Source organism: Mycobacterium sp. NGS24, from assembly GCF_059813065.1.
Map to the genome: position 1 here is coordinate 151,162 of NZ_JCALDW010000010.1, position 24,273 is coordinate 175,434.

The following is a 24,273-nucleotide window of genomic DNA, read 5'->3' on the forward strand; positions in this document are numbered from 1 at the left end:
CTAACCTACCACCGCTCGAAGTTGTTGCGGCAGCGATCGTTTCGACTTATGCGGGCCGAGCACAGCCGCTCCGAACGGTTTGTTCAGCAGCCGCCGCGCCACCTCGTTGACTTCGTCAACGGTGACTTTGTCGATTTGCCGCAGCGTGTGCGCAATATTGCGGTGCGCGCCGTAATTCAGTTCGCTGCGGCCGATGCGACTCATCCGCGAGCCCGAATCCTCCAGCCCCAGGACCAGTCCACCGCGCATGGAACCCTTGGCGATCCGGCACTCCGCCTCGGTGATCCCATCCCGCGCAACAGATTCCAGCACCGCGGTAGTGACCTTCATGACATCGGCGAACCGTTCCGGCAGGCAGGCCGCATACACCGACAGCGCCCCGCTGTCGGCGAACAGGTCCAGCGCGGAATAGACCGAGTAGGCCAGCCCGCGGGCCTCGCGCACCTCCTGGAACAACCGCGAGCTCAGCCCGCCGCCCAGCGCGGTGTGCAACACCGACAGCGCCCAGCGGTGCTCCCACCCCCGGCCCGGCGTGCGCACACCCAGCGAGACGTGGGTCTGTTCGGCGTCGCGGCTGCCCAGCACCAGGCCGGGCCGGCCGCTCACCCGGCCGGCACCCCGGCGCGGCGCCACCGGCCCCCGGCCGCGCACCAGCCGTGGCCCGAAGTGCCGGCGCGCCAAGCCGACTACCTCGGCGTGGTCGACGTTGCCGGCCACCGCGATCACCATCCGCTCCGGGGTGTAACGCCGCAGATGGAACGAGTGCAACTGCGACCGGGTCATCGCCGACACCGATTGCGCGCTGCCGATCACCGGACGGCCCACCGGATGGTCACCGAACAATGCCGTCATGAACATGTCGGCCAGCGCGTCCTCGGGGTCGTCGTCGCGCATCGCGATCTCCTCGAGCACGACGTCGCGTTCCAGTTCGACGTCGTCGGCGGCGCACCGGCCGTTGAGTACCACGTCGGCGACCAGGTCGACCGCCAGCGTCAGGTCGGTGTCCAGCACATGGGCGTAATAGCAGGTGTGCTCTTTGGAGGTGAAGGCGTTGAGCTCACCGCCGACGGCATCCATCGCCTGCGCGATGTCCACCGCGGTGCGGGTCGGGGTGGACTTGAACAGTAGATGCTCCAGGAAGTGCGCGGCCCCGGCCACCGTGGCGCCCTCGTCGCGCGAGCCGACCCCGACCCAGACGCCGACGGAGGCGGACCGGACCGCGGGTAGATACTCGGTGACCACCCGCAGCCCGCCCGGCAAGGTGCTACGACGCACCCCCGGCGACCGTTCAGCGTTTCGTGCCACCCGCAGCGTCAGCTGCTGACCGGCGCGGCATCCGCCGGCGCAGCGTCAGCGGGTGCCGCGGCCGCGCCGTCCTCAGCGACCAGGACCAGCGAGATCTTGCCCCGCTTGTCGATGTCGGCGATCTCCACCCGCAGCTTGTCTCCGACGTTGACCACGTCCTCGACTTTCGCGATGCGCTTGCCCCGGCCCAGCTTGGAGATGTGCACCAGGCCGTCACGACCGGGCAGCAACGACACGAACGCACCGAAATCGGTGGTCTTGACCACGGTTCCGAGGAACCGCTCGCCCACGGTCGGCAGCTGCGGGTTGGCGATCGCGTTGATTCGGTCGATCGCGGCCTGCGCCGACGGGCCGTCGGTGGCGCCGACGAACACGGTGCCGTCGTCCTCGATGGAGATCTGCGCGCCGGTCTCCTCGGTGATCGCGTTGATGACCTTGCCTTTGGGCCCGATGACCTCGCCGATCTTGTCTACCGGCACCTTGATGGTGGTGACCCGGGGGGCGTACGGGCTCATCTCGTCGGGCCGGTCGATGGCTTCGGCCATGACCTCGAGGATCGTCACGCGGGCGTCTTTGGCCTGGGCCAAGGCGCCGGCGAGCACCTGGGACGGGATCCCGTCCAGCTTGGTGTCCAGCTGCAGTGCGGTGACGAAGTCCTTGGTGCCGGCGCACTTGAAGTCCATGTCGCCGAATGCGTCCTCGGCGCCCAGGATGTCGGTCAGCGTCACGAAGCGACGTTCGCCGTCGACGTCGTCGGAGACCAGGCCCATCGCGATGCCGGCCACCGGCGCCTTCAGCGGCACACCGGCGTTGAGCAGCGCCAGCGTCGACGCGCACACCGACCCCATCGAGGTCGACCCGTTGGAGCCGAGCGCTTCGGACACCTGACGGATCGCGTACGGGAACTCTTCGACACTGGGCAGCACCGGGATCAGCGCCCGCTCAGCCAGCGCGCCGTGCCCGATCTCGCGCCGCTTGGGCGACCCGACCCGGCCGGTCTCGCCGGTGGAGAACGGCGGGAAGTTGTAGTGGTGCATGTACCGCTTGGATGTCTCGGGTCCCAGCGAGTCGATCTGCTGGGCCATCTTGACCATGTCCAGGGTGGTCACGCCGAGGATCTGGGTCTCGCCCCGCTCGAACAGCGCACTGCCGTGTGCCCGCGGCACCACTGCGACCTCGGCGGACAGCGCGCGGATGTCGGTGACGCCGCGGCCGTCGATGCGGAAGTGGTCGGTCAGGATGCGCTGGCGGACCAGCTTCTTGGTCAGCGACCGGAACGCGGCGCTGACCTCTTTTTCCCGGCCTTCGTAGGTGCCGGCCAGCCGCTCGAGGACCTCGGCCTTGAGCTCGTCGGTGCGGGCGTCGCGCTCGGCCTTGCCGCCGATGGTCAGCGCCTTGGCCAGCTCGTCGGTGGCCACCGAGGACACCGAGTAGTACACGTCCTCCTCGTAAGCGGGGAACGTCGGGTACTCGCTGGTCGGCTTCGCGGCCGCGTCGGCGAGTTCCTGCTGCGCGGTGCACAGCGCGGCGATGAACGGCTTGGCCGCTTCCAGACCTTCGGCCACGATCGTCTCGGTCGGCGCCTGCGCGCCGCCTTCGACGAGCTCGATGACCTTCTCGGTGGCCTCGGCTTCCACCATCATGATCGCCACGTCTTTGTCGTCAGCTTCGCCGACTATGCGACCGGCGACCACCATGTCGAACACCGCCCGCTCGAGTAGCTCGACGGTCGGGAAGGCCACCCACTGGCCGTCGATGAGCGCCACCCGCACGCCGCCGATGGGGCCGGAGAACGGCAGCCCGCTGAGCTGGGTGGAGGCTGACGCGGCGTTGATCGCCACCACGTCGTACAGGTCGTTGGGGTCCAGGCTCAGGATGGTCACCACCACCTGGATCTCGTTGCGCAGCCCGTCGATGAACGACGGGCGCAGCGGCCGGTCGATGAGCCGGCAGGTCAGGATCGCGTCGGTGGACGGCCGGCCCTCACGCCGGAAGAACGAGCCGGGAATGCGGCCCGCAGCGTACATGCGCTCTTCGACGTCGACCGTCAACGGGAAGAAGTCAAAGTGCTCTTTGGGGTTCTTGCTGGCGGTGGTCGCCGACAGCAGCATGTTCTCGTCGTCGAGGTAGGCGACGACGGCGCCGGCGGCCTGCAGGGCCAACCTGCCGGTCTCGAAACGCACGGTGCGGGTGCCGAAGCTCCCGTTGTCGATGGTGGCGGTGGATTCGAACACGCCTTCTTCAATTTCAGTCGCAGACATACGTCAGTGCGGCCTCTCTGGTTATTCAGCTGTTTCGCGTCGTCACGCGGAATCCAGAGGGCGGTCACGAGCCCGGATGCGGCTACGGCCATCGATCGAAGCGGCCGACCTGTCCCAGATCCGGGGAGCCCGGCAGCCACTACCGAAGACCGCCCGATTCAGGCCGGGTCCCTCGAACTTGCAGTGACTCGCTGGAACGGCGCCCGCGGATATGCGTGAGCCGCACCAGGTTGCTCGGGCCGAACCGGCCCAGAACGCCCTCACTCTACACTGGCTAACTCCCCGGATCGGCGCAGACCCGAGGGCGCAACTTCTATTTCGGCACTCCGGCGGTGACATTTTCCACGCACACAGCGAAGCGCCGCTGCGCATAGGTGTAACCCAGGCCGCTGGCGCATTGGTCCACGCTGACCGGAGGGTCGAGATCGGTGAGGATCTGCGTAGCTCGCTGACGGTGCGGTGCAGCGCCGTCGTTGCAGTCGACCCGGAACGGGTCCGCGACGTGGTGCGGGTCCACACTCATGCATCCGCCGATCACCCAGTCGATGTCTAGACACAGAGTGTTGTCGGTGCCGCTGATCGCGTTGTGCGTCGTGTAGGACGAGTCGACGTCGGCGGGGCACTTCGCCCCTGCGGTGGCCAGCGCGGCGACTTTGAAGTTGGACTCGGGGCTGCCGCACGTAGCTCTGGCCGCCTGCGGTCGGTCGGCCGTGCCGCCGAGCTTGAGACAATCCCCCACTTTGATGTCGCCGAGACCGGGCCCGCTGGCCTGCCCCGCACACCCCGCTGATGCCGTCACCATCGAGACCAGGACCAACCCGGTGCTCGCGGCGCGCACGGCGCCACGGATCAGCGGCGCAGACCCAGCCGTTCGATCAGCGAACGGTAACGCTCCACGTCGACCTGGGTCAGGTACTTGACCAGCCGCTTGCGCCGACCCACCAGCAGCAGCAACCCGCGCCGCGAGTGGTGGTCGTGCTTGTGCACCTTCAGGTGTTCGGTCAGATCCGCGATCCGCTTGGTCAGCAGCGCGATCTGCGCCTCCGGCGACCCGGTGTCGGTCTCATGCAGACCGTAGGAATTCAGAATTTCTTTCTTCTGCTCGGCGGTAAGCGCCACGAAAACATCTCCATCAATAGGTCCGCGATCAGAGTCAACGGGCACGGCCACCGCGAACCGCAGCGCATGCCGTCGGGCAGTTTAACAGCGGCGGGCCGCCACCATGCAATCCTGCGGTCGCAGGCGCGGCGCAGCCGGGCGCGGCGGGCCGCCACTAGCTCAGCAGTTTGCGGGTGCGGTCGGTGTCATTGCCGATCTCGGCGACCAGATCTTCGGCCGAATCGAATTTCTGCTGACCGCGGATGCGGGTGACGAAATCCAATGCCACATGCTGCCCGTACAGGTCAGCCTTGGCGTCCAGGACGAATGCCTCGACGGTGCGGGTACGCCCGGAGAAGGTCGGATTGGTGCCGACCGACACTGCTGCCTGGTAGCGCTCACCGGGGACGACGGTGCCGGTGGCCGGTCCGTGCCCGAGCACGGTGAACCACGCCGCATATACGCCGTCGGCCGGGATCGCCGAGTGCATCGGCGGCGCCACATTGGCGGTGGGATATCCCAACTCGACCCCGCGCCCGTATCCGCGCACCACCACGCCCTCGACGCGGTGCGGACGCCCCAGCGCTTCGGTGGCCGCCGCCATGTCCCCGGCGTCCACGCAGGAGCGGATGTATGTCGACGAGAACGTCACGGTCTCGTTGCTGTGGTGCTCGGACAGCAGCGACATCGACTCCACCGCGAAGCCGAACCGCTCGCCGGCCCGGCGCAGCGTCTCCACGTTGCCGGCCGCCTTCTTGCCGAAGGTGAAGTTCTCCCCGACCACGACCTCCACCACGTGCAGGTTCTCCACCAGCAACTCGTGCACGTAACGCTCGGGGGTGAGCTTCATGAAGTCGGTGGTGAACGGCATCACCAGGAAGACGTCGATGCCCAGTTCCTCGACGAGTTCGGCGCGGCGGGTCAGCGTGGTCAGCTGGGCGGGGTGACTGCCGGGGTGCACGACTTCCATCGGATGCGGGTCGAACGTCATCAGCACCGAGGGCACCCCGCGCGCCCGGGAAGCCTTGACCGCGTGCGCAATCAACTCCGCATGTCCCCGATGCACGCCGTCGAAAACTCCGATGGTCAGCACGCATCGGCCCCAGTCTGTGGGGATCTCGTCCTGGCCACGCCACCGCTGCACGAGCGCAAGCCTAATCGTCCCGCTTAGCGTCCCGGCAATCTCGGGACAACCGTTTAGGCGTGCATTGCCTAAGATTCGTGTTTGTGAGGGCCGACGAAGAGCCTGGTGGACTCACCGCGGTTGCCCAGGACTATTTGAAAGTCATCTGGACAACTCAAGAGTGGTCTCGGGAAAAGGTGAGCACCAAGTTGCTCGCCGAGAAGCTCGGGGTGTCGGCCAGCACGGCTTCGGAGTCCATTCGAAAGCTCGCTGAGCAGGGCCTGGTCGACCACGCGAAGTACGGCGCGGTGACGCTGACCGAGTCCGGCCGCCGCGCGGCGCTGGCCATGGTGCGCCGGCACCGGCTACTGGAGACCTTCCTGGTCAACGAGCTCGGCTACGGCTGGGACGAGGTACACGACGAGGCCGAGGTACTCGAGCACGCGGTGTCGGACCGGTTGATGGCCCGCATCGACGCCAAGCTGGGCTTCCCCCAGCGCGATCCGCACGGCGATCCGATCCCGGCCACCGACGGGCAGGTCCCGACACCGCCGGCTCGGCAACTGTGGGCGTGCGGCGACGGCGACACCGGCACAGTGGCCCGGATTTCCGACGCCGACCCGGAGATGCTGCGATATTTCGACAGCGTGGGGATCAACCTGGACTCACGGCTGCGGGTGCTGACCCGCCGGGAGTTCGCCGGGATGGTCTCGGTGGCGGTCGAATCGGAGGACGGTGCGACGACGGTGGATCTGGGCAGTCCGGCCGCGTGCGCGATCTGGGTGGTGGCTTAGCCGCTGACCGGCGCTTTCGGCGCCGTACTTCCTCATCTGCGCACGGCCGGCTGCCTCACAGGGTCGCCGGGCGGAGCACCACTGCGGACCGGGTCCGCGAACCCTCGTCGCGCAGCAGCGCAATTACCCGCCCGTCGGCGTCGGTGGCCGCGTAGACACCGTCGATTCCGGCCGGCGCCAGGGCGCGGCCGTGGCTGGTGGCCACAGCCTCCTCGGCGGTGAGGTCGCGGCGCGGGAACATCAGCAGGCAGGCCTGGTCCAGGCTGAGACTCAGCCGCGGCCGCTCGGCCAGTTCCTCGAGCGACACGGCCTGGCTCAGGTCGAAGCGGCCGACGCGGGTGCGCCGCAACGACGTCAGATGACCACCGACGCCCAGCGCCTCACCCAGGTCGCGGGCCAGCGCGCGGATGTAGGTGCCCGACGAGCAGTCCACCTCAACGTCGAGATCCAGCAGGTCCACTCCGCGTCGGGTGGCCAGCACCTCGAAGCGGTCGATGCGCACCGGTCGGGCCTGCAGGTGCACCGCCTCCCCCGCGCGGGCCAATTGGTACGCCCGCCGGCCACCGATCTTGATCGCGCTGACCGCCGACGGTATCTGCTCGATGTCACCGCGCAGCGGGGCCAGCGCCGCCTCGATCGTCTCATCGGTGAGGTGCGAAGCCGGAACCGATTGCAGCAGTTCACCTTCGGCGTCCTCAGTGGAGGTGGTCTGCCCGAGCCGGATGGTCGCGGCATACGACTTGGAGGTCATGGTCAACAGGCCCAGAATTTTGGTGGCCCGCTCGATTCCGAGCACCAGCACGCCGGTGGCCATCGGATCCAGCGTGCCGGCATGACCCACCCGGCGGGTGCCGAAGATCCGCCGGCACCGGCCCACCACGTCGTGGCTCGTCATGCCTTCCGGTTTGTCGACGATCGCCAGACCGGCCTCGCTCATAACACGATCGCGGTCAGCACCAAGCCATTTGCCACCGACCAGCGTCCGGCCAGCGTCGTCAGCGGTGGGCCCGACAGCGCGGCCGGGTCGATCAAAATGCGGGAGACGAACCGCCCGCTGGACTCGGTGTCCGCCGAGAAGGTGATGTGCGCGTCTTCGAACCCCAGCCACCGCTTGGTCAGCGGGAACCACGCCTTGTACGTTGCCTCCTTGGCGCAGAACAGGATTCGATCCCAGTGCAGCGCGGACGGCAGCGCCAGCGGCAGCTCGGTGCGTTCGGCGGGCAGGCTGATCGCGTCCAGCACACCATTGGGCAGCACGTCGTGGGGTTCGGCGTCGATGCCCACCGAACGCACCGCCTCGCTGCGGCCGACGACGGCGCCGCGGTATCCGGTGCAGTGTGTCAGGCTGCCGACCACACCGTCGGGCCAGCAGGGTTCGCCCTTGTCGCCCTTGAGGATTGGCACCGGCGCTACCCCGAGTTCGTCGAGCGCGATCCGCGCGCAGTGCCGCACGGTGATGAATTCGTTGCGCCGCTTGGCCACCGACTTGGCGATCAGCGGCTCCTCCTCGGGCAACGGCACCAGCCCGGGCGGGTCGGAATACAACTCGGCGTAACCCATGTCGTCGACCAGGGTGCCGGGCAACAACGTCGACACCAGTGTGCGCGCCGTCACCGGTTTTGCCGTTGCCGCAACTTTTCCCGGAACTGGGTGGCCTGCGCCTTCATTTCCGGAGTGATGACGAAGTGGCCGCCGAAGTCGTTCAGGTACCCCGGCGCGTACTGCGGGTCCGGCAGCACCTGACGCAGCCAGCTGTAGGGCTTGCGGCGCCGCCACTCCCGCGGGTAGCCGACCGACACCTCTTCGAAGCGCACATCGTCATACCAGGTCGTCCGCGGAATGTGCAGGTGCCCGTACACCGAACACACCGCGTTGTAGCGGGTGTGCCAGTCCGCAGTCTTGGTGGTGCCGCACCACAGCGAGAACTCCGGGTAGAACAGCGCGTCGCAGGGGTTGCGCACCAGCGGGAAATGGTTCACCAGCACGGTCGGCTGCATCCAGTCCAGCTGTTCGAGGCGGGCCCGGGTCTTGGCGACCCGGTCGCGACACCACGCGTCGCGGGTGGCGTACGGCTCGGACGACAGCAGGAATTCGTCGGTGCACACCACGTTGCGCTCTTTGGCGATGGCCATGCCCTCGGCTTTGGTGGCGGCTCCGGCCGGCAGGAAGCTGTAGTCGTAGAGCAGGAACATCGGCACGATGGTGGCCGGGCCGCCCCGCTCGGTCCAGACCGGGAAGGGGTGCTCGGGGGTGACGACACCCATCTCGTCGCACATATTGACCAGGTAGTCGTAGCGGTCGCGCCCGAAGATCTGCATCGGATCGCGGTTGGTGGTCCACAACTCGTGGTTGCCGGGCACCCAGATGACCTTCGCGAAGCGGCGGCGCAGCAAGTCCAGCGCCCAGCGGATTTCGTCGGTGCGTTCGGCGACGTCGCCACAGACGATCAGCCAGTCATCCGGCGACGACGGATGCAGCGACTCGGTGACCGGCTTGTTGCCCAGATGCCCGGTGTGCAGGTCCGAGACAGCCCACAGCGTCGGCTGTCCGGTCGATTCGTGTCCTGCCACGATTAACCAGCCTAGCGACCCGCGGTCGGTGTGCTCGTTTCCCTGTGACCGCGCAGAGGCTACTTGTACACTCCCGGCAAGGGTGCTGCCGAGAGCAGGGGGTGTCGTGTTCGCCAAAATGCGTCTGGCTGCAGCGTTCGGTGCGCTGGTCACAGCGGTCACGGTGGGGGTGGCCGGCTGGCAGGACGGCCCCCCGCCGACCCATCGTGGCAAAGTCGAACTGCGGTCCACCGCCGCGCCGATGGAAACCACGATGAAGAGCCCGATCGTGGCCACCACCGATCCGAGCCCGTTCGACCCGTGCACCGACATCCCGCTGGAGGCGGTGCAGCGGCTGGGCCTGGCGTTCACCCCGCCCGAACCGCAGGAAGGGTTGCGCTGCCAGTTCGACGCGGGCAACTACCAGCTGGCCGTGGAGCCGATCGTCTGGCGCACCTACGCCCAGACCCTGCCGCCGGACGCCATCGAAACCACGATCCAGGGTCACCGCGCCGCGCAGTACTGGGTGCTCAAACCCACCTACCACAACAGCTTTTGGTACATCTCGTGCATGGTGACGTTCAAGACCAGCTACGGGGTGATCCAGCAGTCGCTGTTCTACTCCACGGTCTACTCCGAGCCCGACGTCGACTGCCCGTCGACCAACCTGCAGCGCGCCAACGAACTCGCGCCGATGTACAAGTTCTAGTCCCGGGTTGCGCGGTGCGCGCCCGGCCTTCCCTAGGCTTGGCACGTGAGCACCACATCGATCCCGCACGACGAGCCGAAGCTACGCACCCGCGCCACCGGAGCCGGCGGCCGAGCGGCTTTGGGCGCACTCGGCCTGGCTCTGCGGCTGCCCCGGGCAAGGACCCGCTACACCGTCACCCGGGTGAGCATCCCGATGCGCGACGGCGTCGAACTGGTGGGCGACCACTACGCGCCCGCAACGGCCAAGCCGGCCGGCACCCTGCTGGCCCGCGGCCCGTACGGACGTAAGTTCCCGTTCTCCCTTGCCTTCGCCCGGTTGTACGCTGCCCGCGGCTACCACGTCGTGTTGCAGAGCGTGCGGGGAACCTTCGGCTCCACCGGTGACTTCGAGCCGATGGTCCACGAAGCCGCCGACGGCCAGGACACGGTGCAATGGCTGCGTCAACAGCCGTGGTTCACCGGCCGCTTCGCCACCGTGGGCCTGTCCTACCTCGGCTTCACCCAGTGGGCGCTGTTGCAGGACCCGCCGCCGGAGCTGGCCGCGGCGGTGATCACGGTGGGGCCGCACGACTTCCGCGACTCGGTGTGGGGCACCGGCACATTCGCCGTCAACGACTTCCTGGGCTGGAGTGATCTGGTCGCCCGCCAGGAGGATCCGGGACGCCTCCGGACCGGCCTTCGCCAGCTGCGGGCACCGCGCAAAGTGGCCCGCACGGTCCGCGAGGTGCCGCTGGGGCCGGCCGCGCGGACCCTGCTCGGCGCCGGCGCGCCGTGGTTCGAATCCTGGGTCGAACACACCGACGCGCACGACCCGTTCTGGGACCGGCTGCGCTTCCCTGACGCACTGGACCGCGTCGAAGTACCGGTGCTGCTGCTGAGCGGGTGGCAGGACATCTTCCTGCGCCAGACCCTGCAGCAGTACCGGCACCTGCGCGACCGCGGGGTGAACGTCGCGCTGACCGTCGGGCCGTGGACCCACACCCAGATGCTGGTCCAGGGGCTGCCGACCTGCGCGCGCGAAACCCTGGACTGGCTGGACACCTATCTGGGCGGCGCGCCGGCCCTGGACCGTCCCAGCCCGGTGCACATCTACGAGGCCGGCGTGGGGTGGCGTCACCTGCCCGACTGGCCACCGGCCACCAGCGAACACGCGCTGTACCTGCAGCCCTATGGACACCTGGGCGACACTCCGCCGACCACCAAGACGCGACCGGCGAATTTCCACTACGACCCGGCCGACCCGACCCCCACCACCGGTGGTCCACTGCTGTCACCGAAGGGCGGCTACCGCGACGACACCCATCTGGCGACGCGCGACGACGTGCTGAGCTTCACCGGCGCCGCGCTCCCCCACGACCTGCACGTCTACGGCCAACCCGTCATCGAACTGGAGCACAGCGCCGACAACCCCAACGTCGACCTGTTCGTGCGGGTCAGCAAGGTCAACGCCAAGGGCAGGTCCCAGAATGTCAGCGACGGCTACCGGCGCCTGGCCACCGACGAGCCCGGCACCCGACGGGTCACCATCGAACTCGACGCGATCGCGCACCGCTTCGAGGCCGGTTCCCGGATCCGGGTGCTGATCACCGGCAGCTGGTTTCCGCGTTACGCGCGCAACCTCGGTACTGACGAGCCGGTGCTGACCGGGCGCCAGATCCGCCCGGCGACGCACTCGGTGCACTTCGGGGAATCCCGGCTGTTGTTGCCGGTGCAGGCAGACTCATCCGACCGCGCGCCGGACCCGGGCCCCGATCCCGGCTAGCGTCCCGTCGTCGTGCACCGGCGCCGCCAGCGCAGGCTCGACCGGCAGCGGCACCCAACTGGTGCATCCCGCATAGTCGGGGGTACGGGTCGGCTGGACCGGCTCGACCAGCGGCATCGCCTGGACGACCAGCACCGCCAGCTTGTGTTTGGGCCGGAAGTCCAGCCGGTCCGCTTGCACCGACTCGGCGGTCCAGATGTGCAGATCCTCGATCTCGGCGAGCCCCTCCGGGCGGTTGACCGGCAGCGCGGCAACCACTTTCGCGGCGGCCCGCACCGTGACCTGCTGCTCGGTGCTGTCGGCGGCCGCCAGTGCGAGCAGGCTTTGATGTTCAGCCCGGACACGTTCGGCGTGGCTGTGCGCGACCGTCGGGAACAGCAGAAACTCCCGGGCGGCGACCTCGAACCGTTTCTCCCTTATGCCGCCTTTGCGCAGCAGGATGGTCTGGCGCCCGTCGAGCAGCGCGTGCACCGCCGCGCTCCACTCCTTGAGCGCGTACATCTTTCAGCGTTCTCCGCTACTGCGATCTGGCGAGCCGGGCCAGAACTTCGGGGCGGCGCAGGGGCGGCACCGTCTTGGGCGGCTGCCGTCGAGGTGCCAGCGCTTCGAGCAACCGGGTGGTGGTGGCGGTGACCTCGGCGACGGCGGCCTCGAAGGCGTCTTCGTTGACAGCGGACGGGTGCGTGATGCCGCTGACCTTGCGCACGTACTGACGTGACGCGGCCGCGATCTCTTCGGCGGTAGCCGGTGGTTCCAGCCCACGCAGCTCGGTGATATTCCGACACATGGTGTCCACGATAGGTGCGGCGCTACCAGACCGCGATCGGCCGCGGGTGCCGATCGCCACCCCGTGGGTGACTACGGTGAACCTTATGACCGACGACATCCTGCTGATCGACACCGACGAGCGGGTACGCACCCTGACCCTGAACCGGCCGCAGTCCCGCAACGCGCTGTCCGCGGCGCTGCGCGACCAATTCTTCGGCGCCCTGGCCGATTCCGAGTCCGACGACGGCGTCGACGTCGTGATCGTCACCGGCACCGACCCGGTGTTCTGCGCCGGACTGGACCTCAAGGAGCTGGGCGGGCAGACCGCGTTGCCCGACATCTCGCCGCGCTGGCCGGCGCTGACCAAACCCGTCATCGGCGCCATCAACGGCGCCGCGGTCACCGGCGGACTCGAGCTGGCGCTGTACTGCGACATCCTGATCGCCTCCGAGCAGGCGCGGTTCGCCGACACGCACGCCCGGGTGGGTCTGCTGCCCACCTGGGGTTTGAGCGTGCGACTGCCGCAGAAAGTGGGGGTGGGCCTGGCCCGACGGATGAGCATGACCGGGGATTACCTGTCGGCGGCCGACGCGCTGCGCGCCGGGCTGGTCACCGAAGTGGTGCCGCACGACAAGTTGCTGGCGACCGCGCGCGGCGTCGCGGCGTCCATCGTCGGCAACAACCAGGACGCGGTGCGCGCCCTGCTGGCGTCCTACCACCACATCGACGACGCGCAGCTCGGCGGCGGGCTGTGGCTGGAAGCGGCCGCGGCTCGGCAGTTCCGGCCCAGCGGCGACGACATCGCCGCCAACCGGGAAGCGGTGCTGCAGCGCGGACGTTCGCAGGTGCGCTGATCGCGTCACCCGCACCCCCCGGATACGCCCGGTCACGATGCCGTCCGAGCCGTCAGGCCGTGCCGGTCACTACCCAGCGTCCCGACAGCGTGCGCCAGCCGCCGAACACCAGCCGCAGCACCATGAAGGTGCTCAACCCTGACCAGATACCGGTCAACCCCCAGCCGTAGGCCAGCGACAACCAGATCAGCGGCAGGAATCCCAGCAGCGCACTGAGCACCGTCGCGGTGCGCATGAACGCGGCGTCCCCGGCGCCCAGCAACACTCCGTCCAGTGCGAAAACGATTCCGGCGACCGGTAATTGGGCCACCAGAAACCACCACGGCACTCCGATCGCCGCCAGCACCGAGCTGTCGTCGGTGAACAGGTCCGGCAGCATCGCGGATCCCGCCGCGAAGAAACCGGCCAACAGTGCGGAGGCGAGCAGCGAGAACAACGTCACCCGCCACGCGACCCACCGCGCGTGCGCCGCATCACCGGCTCCCAGCGCGGCGCCGACCAGGGCCTGCGCGGCGATCGCGAGCGAATCAAGCACCAGAGCCAGAAAGGTCCAGAGCTGCAACACGATCTGGTGGGCCCCCAGCGCGGCGGCGCCGAACCGGGCGGCCACCGCGGCCGCCGAGACGAAACACACCTGGAACGCCAGGCTGCGCAGGATCAGGTCACGTCCGAGCACCACCTGGGCGCGCAGCGCGGCACCATCGACCTGCAGCGGCACCCGCTCGGCGAGCAGCGCACGGCCGAACAGCAACGCCGCCAGCCACTGCCCGGTCACGTTCGCCACCGCCGACCCGGTCAACCCCAACCGGGGCAGACCCAACCAGCCGTAGACCAGCAGCGGGCACAGCAGCGCCGACACCGAGAATCCGGCGACCACAAAACGCAGCGGACGTCCGGTGTCCTGCACGCCGCGCAGCCAGCCGTTGCCGGCCAGCGAGACCAGGATCGCCGGCACCCCCAGGATCGCGATCCGCAACCAGGGCAACGCCGCAGCGGCGATCTCGCCACCCGCGGCGATCGCCGACACCACCGGCACCGCCGCGGCCTGCACCACGACGACGATCGCCGCGCCCAAACCCAGGCCGAGCCAGGTCGCCTGCACCCCTTCGCGGACCGCGGCGCCACGATCGGCGGCGCCGAAGTAGCGGGCCGCGCGGGCCGTGGTGCCGTAGGACAGAAACGTCAGCTGAGTGCTGACCAGACCCAACACCAGACTGCCGATCGCCAGTCCGGCCAGCGGCACCGCCCCCAGCCGACCGACCACCGCGGTGTCGAACAACAGATACAGCGGTTCGGCGGCCAGCACGCCCAACGCGGGCAGAGCCAGCCGGGTGATCTGGCGAAACTCAGCCAAGCGCCGCGCACAACGACGCCACGACGTCCTCGATGGCGCCGGCCGTCGAATAGCCGGCCGCCAGCCGGTGACCGCCACCGCCGAAACCGGATGCGACCGTAGCCAGGTCCACCTCGGTCTTGGCGCGCATCGACACCGACCACTGCTGCGGGACGACCTCCTTGAACACCGCCGCCACCTCGGCCTGCTGCGTGGTGCGCACGATGTCGACCACGCTCTCGACCTCCTCGGGACGGGATCCCGACCAATCCCGGTGATCGACGACGGCATAGACCAGTCCGCGACCGCCCGCCGCCTCCGGCACCAGCTGGGCCGACCCCAGCACCCGCGACAGCATCGGCAACCACGCGAACGGATGTGTGTCCATCAGTGCCCGGCTGACCGCGGCGTTGTCCACACCGATCTCGACCAGCCGCGCGGCCAGCCGCAGGGCGCGGGCACTGGCCCAGCGAAACGACCCGGTGTCGGTGGTCAACCCGGCGTAGATGCAGTGCGCCACACCTTGGTCGATCGGTTTGCCCCACGCGTCGAGGACCTCGGCGATCATCATCGTCGTCGAATCGGCCGACTCGTCGACGAAATTCGCGGTGCCGAACAGACCGTTGGACGCGTGGTGGTCGATAACCAGCAGTTGCCGGCCGGGGGCAGCCAGATCCCGCAACGCGCCAAGCCGGTGCATGCTGGGCACGTCGACGGTCACCACCAGATCGACGTCGCGGCGCAACTCTTCCGGCGTGACCAGCAGGTGACAGCCGGGCAGCGACCGCAGCGACTCCGGCAGTTGTGCCGGCGTGGCGAAGCTGACCTGCACCTTCTTACCGCTTTGGTCGAGCACCGCGGCGAGCGCGAGTCCGGCGCCGATGGTGTCGGCGTCGGGGTGAACATGGCAGATCACCGCGACCGAGTCGGCCGCCGACAGCAGTTCGGCGGCGCCGACTGCGTCGACGCGCGCCCCGGGAAGGCGCGGCATACCGGTCAGCTCAGTCTTCGGATCGATCGTGCGGTCGGTTGTCGTCATCGGCGTCTCCCCCGCGAACGGGCGGTACCCCCAAAGCTCCGAGTCCCCCTGAGGCCGCCGGTTCGGCCGTCGACCCACTCTCACGGTACGGGTCGGCCTCGCCGGCGGGTTTCGCGCCCACCCTGACCCGCGCCAGATCCGCATCCGCCGCGCGGGCGCGGGCCAGCAACTCCTCCATCCGCTTGACGGCGTCGGAGGTGGTGTCGCGCTCGAACGTCAGGGTGGGGGTGAACCGCACCCCGGTGCCGGCGCCCACCTTGGTCCGCAACACACCCCGGGCCCGGTCCAGCGCCGCCGCCGCGCCGGGGTAGTCCGGCTCGTCATCGAGGGTGGGGCCCATCACGGTGTAGTAGACCGTCGCATCGTGCAGGTCGGCGGTCACCTTCGTGTCAACGATGGTGATGCCGGCCAGCCCCGGATCTTTGATCTCGTATTCGATCGCCGAGGCGACGATCGTGTTGATCCGCTTGGCCAATCGGCGCGCCCGGGCCGGGTCGGCCATATCACTTCACCGCCTTCTTCTCATCGCTTCGCACTGCCTTGTCGTGGTCAGGCGCGTTCCTTCTGGACCAGCTCGAAGGACTCGATGATGTCGCCTTCCTTGATGTCCGAATAGCCCAGTGTCAGACCGCACTCGAAGCCCTCGCGGACCTCGGTCACGTCGTCCTTCTCCCGGCGCAGCGAATTGATCGAAAGGTTCTCGGTGACCACGATGTTGTCCCGCAGCAACCGCGCCTTGGCGTTGCGGCGCACCACACCCGAGGTGATCATGCAGCCGGCGATGATGCCGACCTTGGAGGACCGGAAGATCGCCCGGATCTCGGCCTGACCCAGCTGGTTTTCCTCGTAGATCGGCTTGAGCATGCCGCGCAGGGCCTTCTCGATCTCGTCGATCGCCTGGTAGATCACCGAGTAGTAGCGGATCTCCACGCCCTCGCGGTTGGCCAGCTCGGTCGCCTTGCCCTCGGCCCGCACGTTGAAGCCGATGATGATCGCATCCGAGGCCGACGCCAGGTTGACGTTGGTCTCGGTGATGCCACCGACGCCGCGGTCGATGACGCGCAGCGCCACCTCGTCGTCCACCTCGATACCCATCAGGGCCTCTTCCAGCGCCTCGACGGTACCGGCGTTGTCGCCCTTGAGGATCAGGTTCAGCTGGCTGGTTTCCTTCAGCGCCGAATCCAGGTCCTCCAGGCTGATCCGCTTGCGACTGCGCGCTGCCAGCGCGTTGCGCTTGCGAGCGCTGCGCCGGTCGGCGATCTGGCGGGCGATGCGGTCCTCGTCGACCACCAACAGGTTGTCGCCGGCGCCGGGCACCGACGTGAAACCGATCACCTGCACCGGACGCGACGGCAACGCCTCGTGCACATCCTCGCCGTGTTCGTCGACCATGCGTCGGACGCGGCCGTAGGCGTCGCCGGCGACGATCGAGTCGCCGACCCGCAGGGTGCCGCGCTGAATCAGCACGGTGGCCACCGGACCGCGACCGCGGTCCAGGTGCGCCTCGATGGCCACACCCTGGGCTTCCATGTCGGGGTTGGCCCGCAGGTCCAACGCGGCATCGGCGGTCAGCAGCACCGCCTCTTCGAGTGCCGCGATGTTGGTGCCCTGCTTGGCGGAGATGTCGACGAACATGGTGTCGCCACCGAAGTCTTCTGCCACCAGACCGTACTCAGTGAGCTGCGACCGGATCCTGGTCGGATCGGCGCCCTCCTTGTCGATCTTGTTGACCGCCACCACGATCGGCACGTCGGCGGCCTGGGCGTGGTTGATCGCCTCCACGGTCTGCGGCATCACACCGTCGTCGGCCGCGACCACCAGGATGGCGATGTCGGTGGCCTTGGCGCCGCGGGCACGCATGGCGGTGAACGCCTCGTGACCCGGGGTGTCGATGAAGGTGATCAGCCGCTCGCTGCCCTCGAATTCGACGGCAACCTGGTAGGCACCGATGTGCTGGGTGATGCCACCGGCCTCGCCCTCGCGGACGCTGGCGTTACGGATGGTGTCCAGCAGTCGGGTCTTACCGTGGTCGACGTGACCCATGACGGTCACCACCGGCGGCCGGGTCTGCAGGTCGTCCTCGTCGCCTTGGTCCTCGCCGTAGGTCAGGTCGAAGGACTCCAGCAGCTCACGGTCCTCGTCCTCGGGGCTGACCACCTGGACCACGTAGTTCATCTCGCTGCCCAGCAGCTCGAGGGTCTCGTCGCCCACCGACTGGGTGGCCGTCACCATCTCGCCGAGGTTGAACAGCGCCTGCACCAGCGCGGCCGGGTTGGCGTTGATCTTGTCGGCGAAGTCGCTCAGCGACGCCCCGCGGGCCAGCCGGATGGTCTCGCCGTTGCCGTGCGGCAACCGCACGCCGCCGACGACCGGCGCCTGCATGTTCTCGTACTCGGCGCGTTTGGCCCGTTTGGACTTGCGTCCCCGCCGCGGCGCGCCGCCGGGCCGGCCGAACGCACCTGCAGCACCGCCGCGCTGGCCGGGCCGGCCACCGCCGCCACCGGGACCGCCACCGCCGGGCCGGCCGCGGAAACCGCCGGGACCGCCGCCGCCGGGTGCGGCACCGACGCCGCCACCGCCGCGGTAGTTACCGCCGCCGCCTTCGCGTCCGCCACCGGCACCGCCGGGCCGGGCACCGCCGGGCCGGGGCGCGCCGGTGCGCGGCGGACGGGGACCGCCCGCGGCACCGCCGGGACGCGGCGGCATGCTGCTCGGCGAAGCGCCGCCGGGGCGTGGTGCACCCGGCCGGGGTGCGCCGGGCCGCGGAGCCTGCGGGTGCGGCCGCGGGATGGGCCGGTCGACGGGCTGCGCCGACGAGAACGGGTTGTTGCCGACGCGCGGGGTGCGGACCCCGGGCTTGGGCGCCGGGCCCGGACGCGGTCCGGGCGTTGCACCCGGCTGGGGTGCCTGCGGGCCGGGCTGGCCCGGGGCGGGTGTGGGTGCCGGAGGCCCGGGCGTCGGCCGTGCCGGCGCAGCAGGAGTGGGCGTGCTGGCGGCCGGTGCGGCCGGGGTGGGCGGAGCTGCGGGTGGCGCCGGGCGCCCAGGCGCTGCGGGTTTGGCAGGCGCGGGGACCGCGGCACCGTTGCCGACCGCCTTGTCGAGTGCTTGATCAAGGGCCGCATCGGGCGCCTTGGCTGCCACCTTCTCGGGGGCGCTGGGCGAGCTTGCCGGGGCCTTCTGGCCGGCGGGTTTGCTGCCGCCGAAGGACTCGCGCAACCGCCGGGCTACCGGCGCTTCCACGGTCGAGGATGCGGATTTGACGAATTCGCCCTGTTCGTTCAGTCGGGCGAGGACTTCCTTGCTGGTGACACCGAGTTCCTTGGCTAACTCGTGTACGCGGGCCTTACCTGCCACTACATCTCCTGTCTAAGAGGCGACAGTGCTGGGCCGCGCCTCGGGTATTAGCTATGACACATGGTCATCGGGACTTCACGGTGTGCTCATGTTCTTCGCTACCTGTTCTGTTACGGGTGGACTCACGTGCTCGACCACCGCGGATGTTTCCGGCGAACCGGTGATGCGCAACGCTCTGGTGAAAGCCCGCCGCCGAATCGCTTGGTGTAGGCACTGCGGAACGGGATGCAGCCACGCACCCCGCCCCGGCAGGCGTCCGGCCGGATCAACGATCACGGCGTAGCCGCCGTTCCCATCCGACCGAGCCACCACTCGAAGCAGTTCGCCGGCCAACTCTCGCTTCCGGCACCCGACACATGTCCGCACCGGTCCGCTGGGGTTATCCGGGCTTCCGTGCGCCGAGACCGAAGGCTCGCGCTGGATCACGGTTTAGTTTAGCGTCACCGGACCGGTGCCCTGAACCACCCGGCGGGCCCGGTGTACTGCGGCGGGCTAATGGTCCTGCGGCACTCCGTGGGCGGCGCCCTGCTCGGGTTGGTTGCCGGGCTGGGCCGGCGCGTCGCCCCGGATGTCGATGCGCCAACCGGTGAGCCTGGCCGCCAGCCGTGCGTTCTGGCCCTCCTTGCCGATGGCCAACGACAACTGGAAGTCGGGCACCACCACGCGGGCTGCGCGGGCGGTCGCGTCGATCACCGAAACGGAGACCACCTTCGCCGGCGACAGCGCGTTGGCCACGAACCGGGCCGGGTCCTCGTCGTAGTCGATGATGTCGATCTTCTCCCCGGACAGCTCGCTCATCACGTTGCGGACCCGCTGGCCCATCGGGCCGATGCACGCGCCCTTGGCGTTCAGCCCCGCCACGTTGGACTTGACCGCGATCTTGGAGCGGTGGCCGGCCTCCCGGGCTACCGCCACGATCTCCACCGACCCGTCGGCGATCTCGGGCACTTCCAGCGAGAAGAGTTTGCGCACCAGGTTGGGATGGGTGCGCGACAGGGTGATCACCGGTTCGCGGGCACCGCGACTGACCCCGACGACGTAACAGCGCACCCGGTTGCCGTGTTCGTAGGTCTCGCCGGGCACCTGTTCGGCGGCGGGGATCACGCCCTCGGAGGCTTTGGTTTCGGTGCCCATGCGCACCACGATCAGCCCGCGGGCGTTGGCCCGGCTGTCGCGCTGAATCACCCCGGCGACGATCTCGCCTTCGCGGGTGGAGAACTCACCGAACGTGCGCTCGTTCTCGGCGTCGCGGAAACGCTGCAGCATCACTTGACGCGCCGTGGTGGCGGCGATGCGCCCGAAACCCTCCGGGGTGTCGTCCCACTCGCCGATCAGGTTGCCCTCGTCGTCGGTCTCGTGGGCCATCACCTTGACCACACCGGTCTTGCGGTCGATCTCGATGTGGGCGTCATTCTGGTGCCCCTGGGTGTGCCGGTAGGCGGTGAGCAGCGCGGACTTGATCGTGTCGAGCAGTTCGTTGACCGAGATGCCCCGGTCCACCTCGATCGCGTGCAGCGCGGCCATATCGATGTTCATGCTCCGGCCTCCGTCCCGTGGGCCAACTCCAACTCTGCCGGTGCCGGCGGCGAAAACTCAACCTGCACAACAGCTTTGGTGATCTCGCTGAGCGGGATCTCGCGCACGGCCAGGTCGCGGCCGGTTCGGACCACCAGCGCGACCGTGTCGCCGCTGGTCTGGCCCACGCGGCCGGTCAACTGCGAGCCGTCGGCCAGCGCCAGCTCCACTTTGCGTCCGCGTGCGCGCCGGAAATGCTTGTCGCTGGTCAACGGACGGTCCACCCCCGGAGAACTGACCTCCAGGACGTAGGGCGCGCCCTGACCACCGTCGGCGCCGTCCAGCAGCGTCGACGCCACGCGGGACAGCTGTTCGATCGTGTCCAGATCCAGGGCGGTGTCGCCGTCGGCGACCACGGTGATTCGCGGCGGGCGGGTGCGGCTGTCGATGAGCACGTCATCGATCTCGTAGCCGGCGCGCGCGAACTCGTCACTGAGTAGCTCGATCACCTGCGTCTGCGAAGGTAGCTCGGTGGTCACGGCGAGCTCCTCATCTTGAGTTGTCCAAGCCAGCTATCCACGATACGCCAGGAACCGGCAATGACGCCCTGATCGCGTCGTCCGGGTATGACGGCAACGTGCCTGGCGTCGCTGCGGTGTCCTGTGATGGCAGGATGAGGGACGTGCCCAGAGCAGTACCCGTCATCAGCAGGCGGGGCGTACTCGCCGGTGGGGCCGCTCTTGCCGCTCTAGGGGTGGTATCGACCGCCTGCAGCGAGCCGGCGCCCAAGCCCCCCGCCGTCGAGGAGTTGCTGGCTCCGTTAGACCAGGCCCGCCGCGACAGTGCGCTGGCGGCCGCGGCGGCCGGAGCCGTCGGCAGCCCCCCGCAGATCGCGGCCGCGCTGACCGTGGTCGCCACCCAGCGCGCCGCGCACGCCCGGGCGCTGTCCACCGAGATCGCCCGCGCCGCGGGCAAGCTGGTCTCGTCGACCAGTGAGACGAGCAGCAGCAGCGCAAGCGCCAGCCCGACCGAGCAGGAGCCGCCACCACCGCCGCCGGTGTCCGACGTGATCGACTCGTTGCGCAAGTCGGCCGAGGACGCCAGCCGGTTGCTGGCGACGTCCTCGGGCTACCGGTCGGGGCTGCTCGCCTCGATAGCCGCATCCTGCACCGCGTCGGCCACCGTCGCGCTGGTCCCTGGAGGACCGTCGATATGACCGGCCCGAAACGTGCCCCGGCCGGCAAAGATGCCGATATCACCGCGTTCGGCGAAGCTCTGGCCGTCGAGCACGCCACGATCTACGGGTACGGCATCGTGTCCGCGATGTCACCGCCCAGCGTCAACGACCTGGTGGTGGAGGCGCTCAATCAGCACCGGCAACGCCGCGACGACGTGATCGCGATGCTGACCGCGCGCAAGGCCACCGCACCGGTGGCCGCGGCCGGCTATCAGCTGCCGTCCCCGGTGGGCAGCCCGTCCGAAGCGGCCCGGCTGGCGGCGCGGATGGAGAACGACGGTGCGACGGCCTGGCGCGCGGTCGTCGAGCACGCCGATACCGCGGAGGACCGCGCGTTCGCCGCCACCGCCCTGACCCAGAGTGCGGTGATGGCCGCCCGCTGGAACAAGGTGCTGGGCGGCTGGCCGATCACCACGTCGTTCCCAGGCGGAAACGAGTAACTCACACTGCGGCCACGGCGCAGTCGTGCGGGTGATCGGCGCCCGCAGCGCAGAGTCAATGACGTGTGATGGCAGCTACCAGGTCGGTGGCGAGGCTGTCGCCGACGGCCAACTCCGATTTCTCTCCGGTGAACCGATCACGCAGTTCCACCCGCCCGTCGGCCCAGCCCCGGCCCACCACGACGATCCAGGGCACGCCGAGCAATTCGGCGTCCTTGAATTTCACCCCGGGCGAGGCCTGGCGATCGTCGAGCAGCACCTCGACGCCCACCTTGTCCAGATCGGCGGCCAGTTTGGTGGCTCCCAGCCGGGCCTCGGGGTCCTTGTTGGCGATCACCAGGTGCACGCCGAACGGCGCTATCGACGCCGGCCAGCGCAGCCCGAACTCGTCGTGGTGTTGTTCGGCGACGACGGCGACCAGGCGAGACACCCCGACGCCGTAGGAACCCATGGTCAGCCGCACCGGCTTGCCGTCCTCGCCGAGCACGTCGGCGGTGAACGCGTCGGTGTATTTGCGGCCCAGCTGGAAGATGTGCCCGATCTCGATGCCGCGCGCCATCACCAGCGGGCCCGCCCCGTCCGGGGAGGGATCGCCTTCGCGTACCTCCGCGGCCTCGATGGTGCCGTCGGCGGTGAAGTCGCGGCCGGCCACCAGGCCGACCACGTGGCGTCCGGGCTCGTCGGCCCCGGTGATCCAGCTGGTGCCGTCCACCACCCGCGGGTCCACCAGATATCGAACACCATTGTCCTGCAAGGCTTTCGGCCCGATATACCCCTTCACCAGGAAGGGGTGCCGGGCGAAGTCGGCGTCGCCGAGCAACGCGTACTCGGCGGGGTCCAGGACTGCGGCCAGCCGCTTGTCGTCCACTTCGCGATCCCCGGGCACGCCCACGGCCAGCAACTCCCAGTCGCCACCGGGCTGGCGAACCTTGATCAGGACGTTCTTGAGGGTGTCGGCGGCGGTGACGGGGCGGTCCAGGGCGGCGTTCGCCCAGTCGACCAGGGTGGCGATGGTCGGGGTGTCGCCGGTGTCGTAGACCTGCGCGGGAGGCAGGTCGCTGGTGGGTTTCGATTCGGGGCGCGCGGTGACGACGGCTTCCACGTTGGCCGCGTAGCCCGATTCCAGGCAACGCACGAAGGTGTCCTCACCGATCGGGCTCTCGGCCAGAAACTCTTCGGAGGCACTGCCCCCCATCGCGCCGGAAACCGCCGACACGATCACGTATCGCACCTGCAGGCGCGCGAACATGCGCTGGTAGGCCTCGCGATGGGCGTGATAGGAGGTCTTGAGCCCGGCCGCGTCGACATCGAAGGAATAGGAGTCCTTCATCACGAATTCGCGGCCACGCAGGATCCCGGCGCGGGGTCGCGCCTCGTCGCGGAACTTCGTCTGAATTTGATACAGCGTCAGCGGGAAGTCCTTATAGGAGGAGTACTCCCCTTTCACGGTGAGGGTGAACAGTTCCTCGTGCGTCGGCCCCAGCAGATAGTCGTTGTCGCGGCGGTCTTTGAGCCGGAAGACGCTGTCGCCGTACTCGGTCCAGCGGTTGGTGGTCTCGTAGGGCGCGCGCGGCAGCAGCGCGGGGAACAGGATCTCCTGTCCACCGATGGCGTTCATCTCCTCGCGCACGACGCGTTCGACGTTGCGCAGCACCCGCAGGCCCAGTGGGAGCCAGCTGTACAGCCCGGGCGCGATGGGCCGCACGTAGCCGGCGCGGATCAGCAGCTTATGGCTGGGCACTTCGGCGTCGGCGGGGTCGTCGCGCAGGGTGCGCAGGAACAGCTCGGACATCCGGGTGATCACAGGCGGCAGCCTAGCCTGCGGCCCGGTGCGTCGGGCGTCACGCTGGGCGAGCGGGGTATTGGTGCGTCGAGCGTCACGCCAGTGCGACGGCGGGTCCGCGGTGCGTCGAGCGTCACGCCAGCGTGACGGCGGGTCCTCGGTGCGTCGAGCGTCACGCCAGCGCGACGGCGGGTCCTCGCCGCGTCGAGCGTCACGCCAGCGCGACCGCGGCGCCTCGGCGCGTCGAGCGTCACGCCAGCGCGACGCTCACCTGCCATCGCCACTCTGGCGTGACGCTCGGCGAAAAGCGCGGCTGGGCGAGCGTGGGGCTTGGCGACGCGTGGGGA

At 69.1% G+C, this 24,273-nt stretch carries 24 protein-coding genes; 6 read left to right on the forward strand and 18 right to left on the reverse strand.

The features are described 5' to 3' along the window. The 5 genes from AC5Y6Y_RS15370 to AC5Y6Y_RS15390 form a co-directional block, all read right to left on the reverse strand. Positions 1 to 1,317 carry a M16 family metallopeptidase gene (locus AC5Y6Y_RS15370; protein ID WP_463827173.1) on the reverse strand — a complete coding sequence of 439 codons (1,317 nt, stop codon included), beginning with the start codon at positions 1,315 to 1,317 and terminating at the stop codon, positions 1 to 3. Continuing rightward, positions 1,314 to 3,566 (reverse strand): polyribonucleotide nucleotidyltransferase, encoded by a 2,253-nt coding sequence (locus AC5Y6Y_RS15375; protein ID WP_473139931.1) that lies wholly within the window; start codon positions 3,564 to 3,566, stop codon positions 1,314 to 1,316. Before AC5Y6Y_RS15375 ends, AC5Y6Y_RS15370 begins: the two co-directional genes overlap by 4 nt. A 313-nt stretch (positions 3,567 to 3,879) precedes the next feature. After that, positions 3,880 to 4,368, reverse strand: coding sequence for an LppU family putative lipoprotein (gene lppU, locus AC5Y6Y_RS15380; RefSeq protein ID WP_473139997.1), 489 nt, complete (start codon positions 4,366 to 4,368; stop codon positions 3,880 to 3,882). Between the two features lie 47 nt (positions 4,369 to 4,415). Then, the gene (rpsO, locus tag AC5Y6Y_RS15385) at positions 4,416 to 4,685 is read right to left on the reverse strand and encodes a 30S ribosomal protein S15 (protein ID WP_065161293.1); all 270 of its coding nucleotides are present in this window, start codon (positions 4,683 to 4,685) and stop codon (positions 4,416 to 4,418) included. A 154-nt stretch (positions 4,686 to 4,839) separates the two neighbouring features. Continuing rightward, positions 4,840 to 5,808: a bifunctional riboflavin kinase/FAD synthetase gene (locus tag AC5Y6Y_RS15390; RefSeq protein WP_463826955.1), complete on the reverse strand. Its 969-nt coding sequence runs from the start codon at positions 5,806 to 5,808 to the stop codon at positions 4,840 to 4,842. Positions 5,809 to 5,891: 83 nt separating this feature from the next. Here AC5Y6Y_RS15390 and mntR point away from each other — a divergent pair, with 83 nt between their 5' ends. After that, complete coding sequence (mntR, locus tag AC5Y6Y_RS15395) at positions 5,892 to 6,581, forward strand: manganese-binding transcriptional regulator MntR (RefSeq protein ID WP_463826956.1); 690 nt, start codon at positions 5,892 to 5,894, stop codon at positions 6,579 to 6,581. A gap of 55 nt (positions 6,582 to 6,636) precedes the next feature. Here mntR and truB read toward each other — a convergent pair whose 3' ends face one another. The 3 genes from truB to pptH are packed head-to-tail and all read right to left on the reverse strand — an operon-like array spanning position 6,637 to position 9,151. Beyond that, positions 6,637 to 7,518, reverse strand: coding sequence for a tRNA pseudouridine(55) synthase TruB (gene truB / locus AC5Y6Y_RS15400; protein ID WP_473139932.1), 882 nt, complete (start codon positions 7,516 to 7,518; stop codon positions 6,637 to 6,639). Beyond that, positions 7,515 to 8,195: a 4'-phosphopantetheinyl transferase PptT gene (gene pptT, locus AC5Y6Y_RS15405; RefSeq protein WP_463826958.1), complete on the reverse strand. Its 681-nt coding sequence runs from the start codon at positions 8,193 to 8,195 to the stop codon at positions 7,515 to 7,517. Before pptT ends, truB begins: the two co-directional genes overlap by 4 nt. Then, complete coding sequence (gene pptH, locus AC5Y6Y_RS15410; protein ID WP_463826959.1) at positions 8,192 to 9,151, reverse strand: ACP phosphodiesterase PptH; 960 nt, start codon at positions 9,149 to 9,151, stop codon at positions 8,192 to 8,194. Before pptH ends, pptT begins: the two co-directional genes overlap by 4 nt. Positions 9,152 to 9,257: 106 nt before the next feature. On the opposite strand from pptH, the gene AC5Y6Y_RS15415 reads away from it, so the two are divergent. Then, positions 9,258 to 9,839 carry a DUF3558 domain-containing protein gene (locus tag AC5Y6Y_RS15415; protein ID WP_463826960.1) on the forward strand — a complete coding sequence of 194 codons (582 nt, stop codon included), beginning with the start codon at positions 9,258 to 9,260 and terminating at the stop codon, positions 9,837 to 9,839. Positions 9,840 to 9,884: 45 nt separating this feature from the next. Further along, positions 9,885 to 11,603, forward strand: a complete 1,719-nt coding sequence (locus tag AC5Y6Y_RS15420) for a CocE/NonD family hydrolase (protein WP_473139933.1) — start codon at positions 9,885 to 9,887, stop codon at positions 11,601 to 11,603. Here the strand turns inward: AC5Y6Y_RS15420 and AC5Y6Y_RS15425 are convergent. Beyond that, entirely contained in the window at positions 11,562 to 12,104 is a 543-nt protein-coding gene (locus tag AC5Y6Y_RS15425; RefSeq protein WP_473139934.1) for a DUF1802 family protein, read from the reverse strand. The two genes, AC5Y6Y_RS15420 and AC5Y6Y_RS15425, sit on opposite strands and share 42 nt — an antisense overlap. Positions 12,105 to 12,120: 16 nt before the next feature. Further along, positions 12,121 to 12,390: a DUF2277 domain-containing protein gene (locus AC5Y6Y_RS15430; RefSeq protein WP_463826963.1), complete on the reverse strand. Its 270-nt coding sequence runs from the start codon at positions 12,388 to 12,390 to the stop codon at positions 12,121 to 12,123. Positions 12,391 to 12,475: 85 nt separating this feature from the next. On the opposite strand from AC5Y6Y_RS15430, the gene AC5Y6Y_RS15435 reads away from it, so the two are divergent. Next, positions 12,476 to 13,225 carry an enoyl-CoA hydratase gene (locus tag AC5Y6Y_RS15435; protein WP_463826964.1) on the forward strand — a complete coding sequence of 250 codons (750 nt, stop codon included), beginning with the start codon at positions 12,476 to 12,478 and terminating at the stop codon, positions 13,223 to 13,225. Between the two features lie 52 nt (positions 13,226 to 13,277). On the opposite strand, the gene AC5Y6Y_RS15440 is transcribed toward AC5Y6Y_RS15435, so the two are convergent. From AC5Y6Y_RS15440 to rimP, 7 genes are all read right to left on the reverse strand, one after another. Then, on the reverse strand, positions 13,278 to 14,579 hold the full coding sequence (locus AC5Y6Y_RS15440; protein ID WP_463826965.1) for an MATE family efflux transporter: 1,302 nt from the start codon (positions 14,577 to 14,579) through the stop codon (positions 13,278 to 13,280). Further along, complete coding sequence (locus AC5Y6Y_RS15445) at positions 14,572 to 15,597, reverse strand: DHH family phosphoesterase (protein WP_473139935.1); 1,026 nt, start codon at positions 15,595 to 15,597, stop codon at positions 14,572 to 14,574. The genes AC5Y6Y_RS15440 and AC5Y6Y_RS15445 overlap by 8 nt, the downstream gene beginning before the upstream one ends. Continuing rightward, a complete protein-coding gene (gene rbfA / locus AC5Y6Y_RS15450; RefSeq protein ID WP_463826967.1) occupies positions 15,560 to 16,099 on the reverse strand; it encodes a 30S ribosome-binding factor RbfA in 540 nt (179 codons plus the stop codon). Before rbfA ends, AC5Y6Y_RS15445 begins: the two co-directional genes overlap by 38 nt. Positions 16,100 to 16,146: 47 nt before the next feature. Then, on the reverse strand, positions 16,147 to 18,951 hold the full coding sequence (gene infB / locus AC5Y6Y_RS15455) for a translation initiation factor IF-2 (protein ID WP_473139936.1): 2,805 nt from the start codon (positions 18,949 to 18,951) through the stop codon (positions 16,147 to 16,149). Between the two features lie 75 nt (positions 18,952 to 19,026). Beyond that, positions 19,027 to 19,377 (reverse strand): YlxR family protein, encoded by a 351-nt coding sequence (locus AC5Y6Y_RS15460; protein WP_463826969.1) that lies wholly within the window; start codon positions 19,375 to 19,377, stop codon positions 19,027 to 19,029. Between the two features lie 66 nt (positions 19,378 to 19,443). Beyond that, positions 19,444 to 20,487, reverse strand: a complete 1,044-nt coding sequence (nusA, locus tag AC5Y6Y_RS15465) for a transcription termination factor NusA (protein WP_463826970.1) — start codon at positions 20,485 to 20,487, stop codon at positions 19,444 to 19,446. Then, positions 20,484 to 21,005: a ribosome maturation factor RimP gene (gene rimP / locus AC5Y6Y_RS15470; protein ID WP_463826971.1), complete on the reverse strand. Its 522-nt coding sequence runs from the start codon at positions 21,003 to 21,005 to the stop codon at positions 20,484 to 20,486. Before rimP ends, nusA begins: the two co-directional genes overlap by 4 nt. Before the next feature lie 143 nt (positions 21,006 to 21,148). On the opposite strand from rimP, the gene AC5Y6Y_RS15475 reads away from it, so the two are divergent. Together AC5Y6Y_RS15475 and AC5Y6Y_RS15480 are read left to right on the forward strand one after the other, a co-directional pair. Then, positions 21,149 to 21,682: a hypothetical protein gene (locus AC5Y6Y_RS15475; protein ID WP_473139937.1), complete on the forward strand. Its 534-nt coding sequence runs from the start codon at positions 21,149 to 21,151 to the stop codon at positions 21,680 to 21,682. After that, complete coding sequence (locus AC5Y6Y_RS15480) at positions 21,679 to 22,143, forward strand: ferritin-like domain-containing protein (RefSeq protein WP_463826973.1); 465 nt, start codon at positions 21,679 to 21,681, stop codon at positions 22,141 to 22,143. Before AC5Y6Y_RS15475 ends, AC5Y6Y_RS15480 begins: the two co-directional genes overlap by 4 nt. A 55-nt stretch (positions 22,144 to 22,198) precedes the next feature. Here AC5Y6Y_RS15480 and AC5Y6Y_RS15485 read toward each other — a convergent pair whose 3' ends face one another. Continuing rightward, the gene (locus AC5Y6Y_RS15485; protein WP_463826974.1) at positions 22,199 to 23,947 is read right to left on the reverse strand and encodes a proline--tRNA ligase; all 1,749 of its coding nucleotides are present in this window, start codon (positions 23,945 to 23,947) and stop codon (positions 22,199 to 22,201) included. Between the last annotated feature and the right edge of the window lie 326 nt (positions 23,948 to 24,273).

Coding starts and splice junctions, on each gene's coding strand:
- AC5Y6Y_RS15375 (WP_473139931.1), bottom strand. CDS start 3,566: ATGTCTGCGACTGAAATTGAAGAAGGCGTGTTCGAATCCACCGCCACC.
- lppU (WP_473139997.1), bottom strand. CDS start 4,368: ATGGTGACGGCATCAGCGGGGTGTGCGGGGCAGGCCAGCGGGCCCGGT.
- truB (WP_473139932.1), bottom strand. CDS start 7,518: ATGAGCGAGGCCGGTCTGGCGATCGTCGACAAACCGGAAGGCATGACG.
- AC5Y6Y_RS15425 (WP_473139934.1), bottom strand. CDS start 12,104: ATGTACGCGCTCAAGGAGTGGAGCGCGGCGGTGCACGCGCTGCTCGAC.
- AC5Y6Y_RS15430 (WP_463826963.1), bottom strand. CDS start 12,390: ATGTGTCGGAATATCACCGAGCTGCGTGGGCTGGAACCACCGGCTACC.
- AC5Y6Y_RS15435 (WP_463826964.1), top strand. CDS start 12,476: ATGACCGACGACATCCTGCTGATCGACACCGACGAGCGGGTACGCACC.
- AC5Y6Y_RS15445 (WP_473139935.1), bottom strand. CDS start 15,597: ATGACGACAACCGACCGCACGATCGATCCGAAGACTGAGCTGACCGGT.
- rbfA (WP_463826967.1), bottom strand. CDS start 16,099: ATGGCCGACCCGGCCCGGGCGCGCCGATTGGCCAAGCGGATCAACACG.
- nusA (WP_463826970.1), bottom strand. CDS start 20,487: ATGAACATCGATATGGCCGCGCTGCACGCGATCGAGGTGGACCGGGGC.
- AC5Y6Y_RS15480 (WP_463826973.1), top strand. CDS start 21,679: ATGACCGGCCCGAAACGTGCCCCGGCCGGCAAAGATGCCGATATCACC.